Origin of the sequence: Agriterribacter sp., from assembly GCF_035444585.1 — a bacterium.
GTDB lineage: Bacteria > Bacteroidota > Bacteroidia > Chitinophagales > Chitinophagaceae > Agriterribacter.
In genome coordinates this window covers 3,361-9,227 of sequence record NZ_DAOMOZ010000192.1, presented here as the reverse complement: position 1 = coordinate 9,227, position 5,867 = coordinate 3,361, and the positions used below count along the sequence as shown (strand labels likewise).

Below are 5,867 nucleotides of genomic sequence, written 5' to 3'. Positions count from 1 at the left end.
TAGCCTAACGAACATTACCACCGTCAAAGACGGTGGGTTTCTAAGGTGTACTAAATATGGTTTCTGTTCAAGATCTTCACTTCGCCTATCGCAAAAAAAAGGTGTTCACCGGATTGAGCCTTCAGTTACAACCGGGTTATATTTATGGCTTGCTGGGTAAAAATGGCACCGGTAAATCCACACTTTTACGCAATATTGCAGGAATGCTGTTCCCTGATTCGGGAAGCATAGCCGCAGCCAGCGAAGTTCCGGGTAAAAGAAAGCCTTCTTTTTTACAGGAAGTATTTATGGTAGCGGAAGAATTTTTTCTCCCTGATATCACGCCGGCGAGACTGGCAAAATACAATGCGCCCTTTTATCCCGGGTTCAATTACGATCAATTCAACCGGTACCTCACCGAGTTTGAAATACCGGTTGACAATACGATCCAAAGCATGAGCTACGGGCAAAAGAAAAAAACGCTCATCAGCTTCGGATTGGCCTGTAATACTGCTTTATTGCTCATGGACGAGCCTACCAATGGTTTGGACATCATGAGCAAGAGCCAGTTCCGCAAGGTAATTGCAAGTGCCCTGGATGAAAATAAATCAATCATTATCAGCACGCATCAGGTAAAAGATCTCGAAAATCTTATTGATCGCATTACCATTATTGACGAAGGAAAGATCCTGTTCGACCAAACCATTGAGCAGATCACCCACCAACTGAATTTTAAGATTTCCTTCGACCCCGAAGAAATTCAGCAATCACTATACAGCGAACCCTCATTAAAAGGCAATGCCATCATCACGCGCAATACCGCGCATGAAGAAAGCCGCCTGGATCTTGAAATGCTGTACAAAGCCATTATTGTAAACCGCGACAAAATTCATTCTGCTTTTAACTGATAAAGATATTACCATGAATAATTCATTTAGTTTTTCAAGGCTGGGGCTGCTCATTAAAAAACAATGGTTCGACAATGCGAAGCTTTACAGCTTATCTGTGCTGGCGCTTATAGGTTTGCTATCCATCATATTTATTTTTTGGGCCATTGCAAATGAAAGCCGTTACGATGAAGAAGATACCTATGTTATTTTCCTCGTTCTTTTTTTTGGCGCGGGCTTAATATTCGCCAGCACCACATTTGGGGCATTGAGCGATAAAGCCAAAGGCACTTACTGGCTCAGCATTCCGGCAACGCATACCGAAAAACTGTTGTGCGGTATTTGTTATTCGCTTATTGCTTTTCCTGTCGTTTTTGCGGTGAGCTTTTTTATTATCCAGCAAATCACTTTTTTTGCTATCCGCTTAAACCCTCATAACATAATAGAACCTGTACGCAACCTGAAAGATCATGTCATCATATTTTGCTATATTTTTCTGGCGCTCCAATCCCTGTTCATTCTTGGCTCTGTATATTTTGAAAGATATGCCTTTATAAAAACCATACTGGCCGCACTGTTTATCATATTCCTTTTTATGCTGGCAGGCATATTTTTCGCGAAAAATTTATTGCCTCACAATAGTGGTATGCGGGGTTTAACCAGCTTTGTAATATATGGCGATAATGAAATGAAGCTGTACCGGTTAGCACCCTGGATTGAAGATGCGGTTATAGCACTCGCAAAATTTATATGGGCGCCTGTTTTTTGGGTAGCCACTTATTTCAGGCTGAAGGAAAAGGAAATATGATCGAGTACCTATTAAAAATTTGTAACCATGCAATTCAAAGATAGTCAGTCAATATACCTGCAAATAGCAGACTACGTGTGCGAGAAGATCCTGCTCGGGGAGTGGAAAGCGGAACAACGCATTCCATCGGTGAGAGAGCTGGCAGTGCAACTCGAAGTGAATCCCAATACCGTTATGCACACTTTTGATTTTTTACAGCAGCAGGAAATTATTTATAACCAGCGCGGGATAGGTTATTTTGTAACTGCCGCCGCCCGGGAACAGGCCCTCGCCTACCGAAAGGAAGAATTCCTTCAAAAAGATCTTCCGGGCGTATTCAGGAATATGTACCTGCTGGGCATGGATACCGAAGAGCTGAAGCCACGGTTTGAAAAATTCATTAAACAAAACTTTTCATAACATAATACCTCGGTATGAAAACAAGCAATAAAATATTATTAACCTTATTTGCTCTGCCTTTTATAATGATCCTCTTTATATACGCTTCCTTATACGCGAAGTATAAAAGTGGCGATTACGTTACAGAGCAACAGGTAGAAAATGAAAGAAGCACACTCACCATAGTACACGGTTTTCAAGGGATAAACCTCGGCGGGTTCGGACGCGGGCGTATCTCCATAAAACATTCCGACAGCTTTGCGGTACGTGTAGACAACCGGAATAAAGACCAAATTGAATTTCAGTCGCAATCCGGGGTTTTAACGCTGCGTTCAAAAAACAGGCATGGTTATTTGCCGGTTACGGTATACTGTCCCGGTTTTTCAGCGCTTTCCATTGATTCTGCGACTGCTGAAATTGATCCGTTTGTCCTGGCCGGCGTTACAATGGATATCGGTGCCGAAGGAAATATAACATTCAACGGGTTGGCCGACAGCTTAACCGTGAACATTAAACGAAATGGCGCCATCACGCTGGGTAATGCCGCTAATGTAAAATGGCTTAATCTCCAACTGGCCAACGGGAGCAGCTTCAACAATAAGGAGGGCGGCATACAGCAAATAGGTAACCCGGTGCTGGAAGACAGCGCCACACTGAACGTGAATGGCAAAACCATGCGCATGATCGCGGAAAAGAACAATCCTTAAAATATTAATATATCAAATCATGAAAAAGAATTTTCATTCCATATTAATGCTTATTTCACTGATCGTATTGTGCATCGTGCTGCACCATACCTTACATGGAGGAACAAAACCCGGAAAAGACCAGGCTGCAAATGAAAGACTGATCATACCACCTGCTGCCCATACCTTTCCCGCTGTTTTTTTTATGGGTTTGGAATAAGCACTCCTGTACCGGCAGCGCTACAATATTAAAATAAATATTGGAGGCAACAAATTGAACAACCTCTACAATGACAGAAATTGATAAGAAGAAATTTAATAAAGCAAAACTTTGGGACTACTTTATTTTAGTTGCAAGAGTATGGCTGGCATGGACTTTATTTAGATACGGTTGGGCTAAACTTATAGATGGACAATTCGGGGTGTCTGAAGCAACCATGGATCTTCCACTAAAAGAAATTGATCTATTTAGAATTTCCTGGTATCTGGCAGACCATGAACCATTCAAATCTTTTATTGGCATTTCCCAAATAGTAACGGCCGGACTACTGGTTTATAAACGTACAGCTATTATCGGTGCTTTTATTTCAATTCCCATTTGGTTGAATATTTTAATGTGGGACATGACTTTTATGGGACTATACACGGGGTTTACAATAAGGATTCCGTATTACCTGGTTTTGACTTCTTTGATTATTTGGCATGCCAAAGACAAGGTATTGGTTGCGTTACAAACCCTTTTAAAGGGATCATCAATTAAATATAGATTCCCGTTATGGACATACCTGCTGATAATTCCTTTAGGATTTGTTATAGAATTAGTTGGCGGTATTCCTATTGCAATTGTTTATTACGTCAAACAGCTTTTCAGTTAAATTAGCCCACGGACAGGACGGAATTCTTCTTATCCGCACTTCTACGACCTGTACCATTATGTGAAGTTTCATTACTTCGCGTTTTTATTTTTCTACCAGGCGTATCGCCCGGCGCCCGGTTTTCTCCCGCATATCTTCACTTAAGCGGTCAATTGAACTTATCGCTTATTTTTGCGCTATGGCAGCCCCACTGGCAGAACGGTTACGACCACAGTCATTAGACGAGCTTGTAGGACAGGAACATCTTACCGGCCGGGAAAGCATATTGCGTAAAGCCATACAGCAGGGTAAAATCCCTTCCATGATCTTATGGGGCCCGCCTGGTGTTGGCAAAACAACCATTGCTAACATCATTGCACATACGCTTAATGTTCCATTTTATACATTGAGCGCCATAAGCTCCGGCGTAAAAGAAGTAAGAGAGGTAATTGAAAAAGCAAAGCTTCAGCCCGAAAGCATCTTGTTCATTGATGAAATTCATCGTTTCAACAAAGGACAGCAGGACGCTTTACTTGGTGCAGTAGAAAAGGGCACCATTACCCTTATTGGCGCCACTACCGAAAACCCATCCTTTGAGGTAAATGCTGCATTGCTGAGCCGCTGCTTGGTGTATGTATTAAAGCCGCTTGATGAAGCTGCTCTAAAAAAATTACTTATGCTGGCTGTTGAAAAAGATGCCTTGCTCAATAAACGAAAAATTACATTCAAAGAAACTGCTGCGCTTTTGAATATTTCGGGGGGCGATGCCCGGAAATTGCTGAACCTGCTGGAACTGGTTACAGACGGAGTTGCCGGAAATGGGCCCATATCCGTAACAGACGACCTGGTAATGGATATTGCCCAGAAGCGCATTGCGCTGTACGACAAAAGCGGGGAGCAGCACTATGATATTATTTCTGCTTTCATTAAATCGATCCGCGGCAGTGATCCCAACGCAGCCGTTTACTGGCTGGCAAGAATGATCGAAGGCGGGGAGGACGTAAAATTTATAGCCAGAAGACTGGTGATCCTGGCCAGCGAAGACATTGGCAATGCCAATCCCAACGCCCTCCTGCTGGCCAACGCCACATTTGAGGCGGTTAATAAGATAGGTTATCCTGAAGCCAGGATCATATTATCGCAATGCGCCACTTATCTTGCTTCGTCGCCCAAAAGCAATGCGGCATACCTCGCCATAGGTGCAGCACTGGCTGCGGTTAAGCAATTTGGCGATTTACCCGTGCCGCTGCATTTACGCAATGCGCCCACCCAACTGATGAAAAACCTGGATTATGGAAAGGGCTACCAGTATGCGCATGATTACCAGAAAAATTTTTCCGGTCAGGAATATTTGCCTGCTGAGCTCAAAGGCACTACTTTCTATAATCCGGGAAAAAACGCCAGGGAGGAAGAACTAAGAAAATGGTTGAAAGAACTTTGGAAAGAGAAATATGGATATTGAATAGGTATCAGCAGTCAGGTATGAGCTTTGAGCCGTGAGCAAAGGGTATTCCTGATCTCTGATTTGTTGATCTCTGATTTGTTGATCTCTGATTTTTTAGTTCATCGTGTACCCCTTCGGGTTTCGGATTTTTAGCTTCGGATCTGAAATTTATTCGGTTCTTGCTTTTTGGTTCTTGGTTCTTGGTTCTTGCTTTTTGGTTCTTGGTTCTTGTATTTCGTTATCATACATCAAATTCCTATGGTGCTGCAATGGAAAATCAAAACATTCGACGAGCTCACTGTTCATGAGTTGTACAAAATCCTTCAGTTGCGTATGCAGGTATTTGTAGTGGAGCAGCAATGCGCTTTCCCGGATGCCGATGATAATGATCAGAAAGCGTGGCACTTATGTGCATGGAAAGAACAAAAGCTGGTAGCCTGCGCCCGCATATTCGCTCCCGGAGCGATGTACAGAGAAGCTGCCATCGGACGAGTGGTTAGTGCCGCGCAGGTACGTGGAACCGGCGTAGGCAAGGCCTTGATGGAACGCTCTGTTCTTGCTGTATATCAATTATTTGGGCGGGTTCCTATCAAAATCGGCGCCCAGCTGTACCTCAAAAAATTTTATGAACGCATGGGATTTGTACAGGACAGCGACATCTACCTGGAAGACAATATTGAACATATTAAAATGATCCTGCCTTAAAGCGATCGCGTTTATATCCCCTGCTTTGCCTTATTTGCTACCTGAAGCCCCGCAACTTTTCCTTCTATACTATTTTACAATTTACGCCGTTATTTAGGTCAGTCCAATACTTTTTGAAAGCATAAA

The 5,867-nt window shown here is 42.9% G+C and carries 8 protein-coding genes; all 8 read left to right on the top strand.

The annotated features are described in order from the left end of the window. Positions 1-56: 56 nt before the first annotated feature. Positions 57-887 carry an ABC transporter ATP-binding protein gene (locus PLH26_RS17135; RefSeq protein ID WP_324587254.1) on the top strand — a complete coding sequence of 277 codons (831 nt, stop codon included), beginning with the start codon at positions 57-59 and terminating at the stop codon, positions 885-887. Positions 888-900: 13 nt separating this feature from the next. Next, positions 901-1,674, top strand: a complete 774-nt coding sequence (locus PLH26_RS17130) for a hypothetical protein (RefSeq protein WP_324554752.1) — start codon at positions 901-903, stop codon at positions 1,672-1,674. 27 nt (positions 1,675-1,701) lie between these two features. Then, complete coding sequence (locus tag PLH26_RS17125; RefSeq protein WP_324587253.1) at positions 1,702-2,073, top strand: GntR family transcriptional regulator; 372 nt, start codon at positions 1,702-1,704, stop codon at positions 2,071-2,073. Between the two features lie 14 nt (positions 2,074-2,087). Beyond that, the gene (locus tag PLH26_RS17120) at positions 2,088-2,759 is read left to right on the top strand and encodes a hypothetical protein (RefSeq protein WP_324587252.1); all 672 of its coding nucleotides are present in this window, start codon (positions 2,088-2,090) and stop codon (positions 2,757-2,759) included. A 19-nt stretch (positions 2,760-2,778) separates the two neighbouring features. Next, complete coding sequence (locus PLH26_RS17115; protein ID WP_324587251.1) at positions 2,779-2,958, top strand: hypothetical protein; 180 nt, start codon at positions 2,779-2,781, stop codon at positions 2,956-2,958. A 70-nt stretch (positions 2,959-3,028) separates the two neighbouring features. Continuing rightward, positions 3,029-3,613 carry a hypothetical protein gene (locus PLH26_RS17110; protein WP_324587250.1) on the top strand — a complete coding sequence of 195 codons (585 nt, stop codon included), beginning with the start codon at positions 3,029-3,031 and terminating at the stop codon, positions 3,611-3,613. Positions 3,614-3,791: 178 nt separating this feature from the next. Next, a complete protein-coding gene (locus tag PLH26_RS17105) occupies positions 3,792-5,054 on the top strand; it encodes a replication-associated recombination protein A (protein ID WP_324587249.1) in 1,263 nt (420 codons plus the stop codon). Positions 5,055-5,294: 240 nt separating this feature from the next. Next, on the top strand, positions 5,295-5,741 hold the full coding sequence (locus PLH26_RS17100) for a GNAT family N-acetyltransferase (protein WP_324587248.1): 447 nt from the start codon (positions 5,295-5,297) through the stop codon (positions 5,739-5,741). The last annotated feature ends 126 nt before the right edge of the window (positions 5,742-5,867 follow it).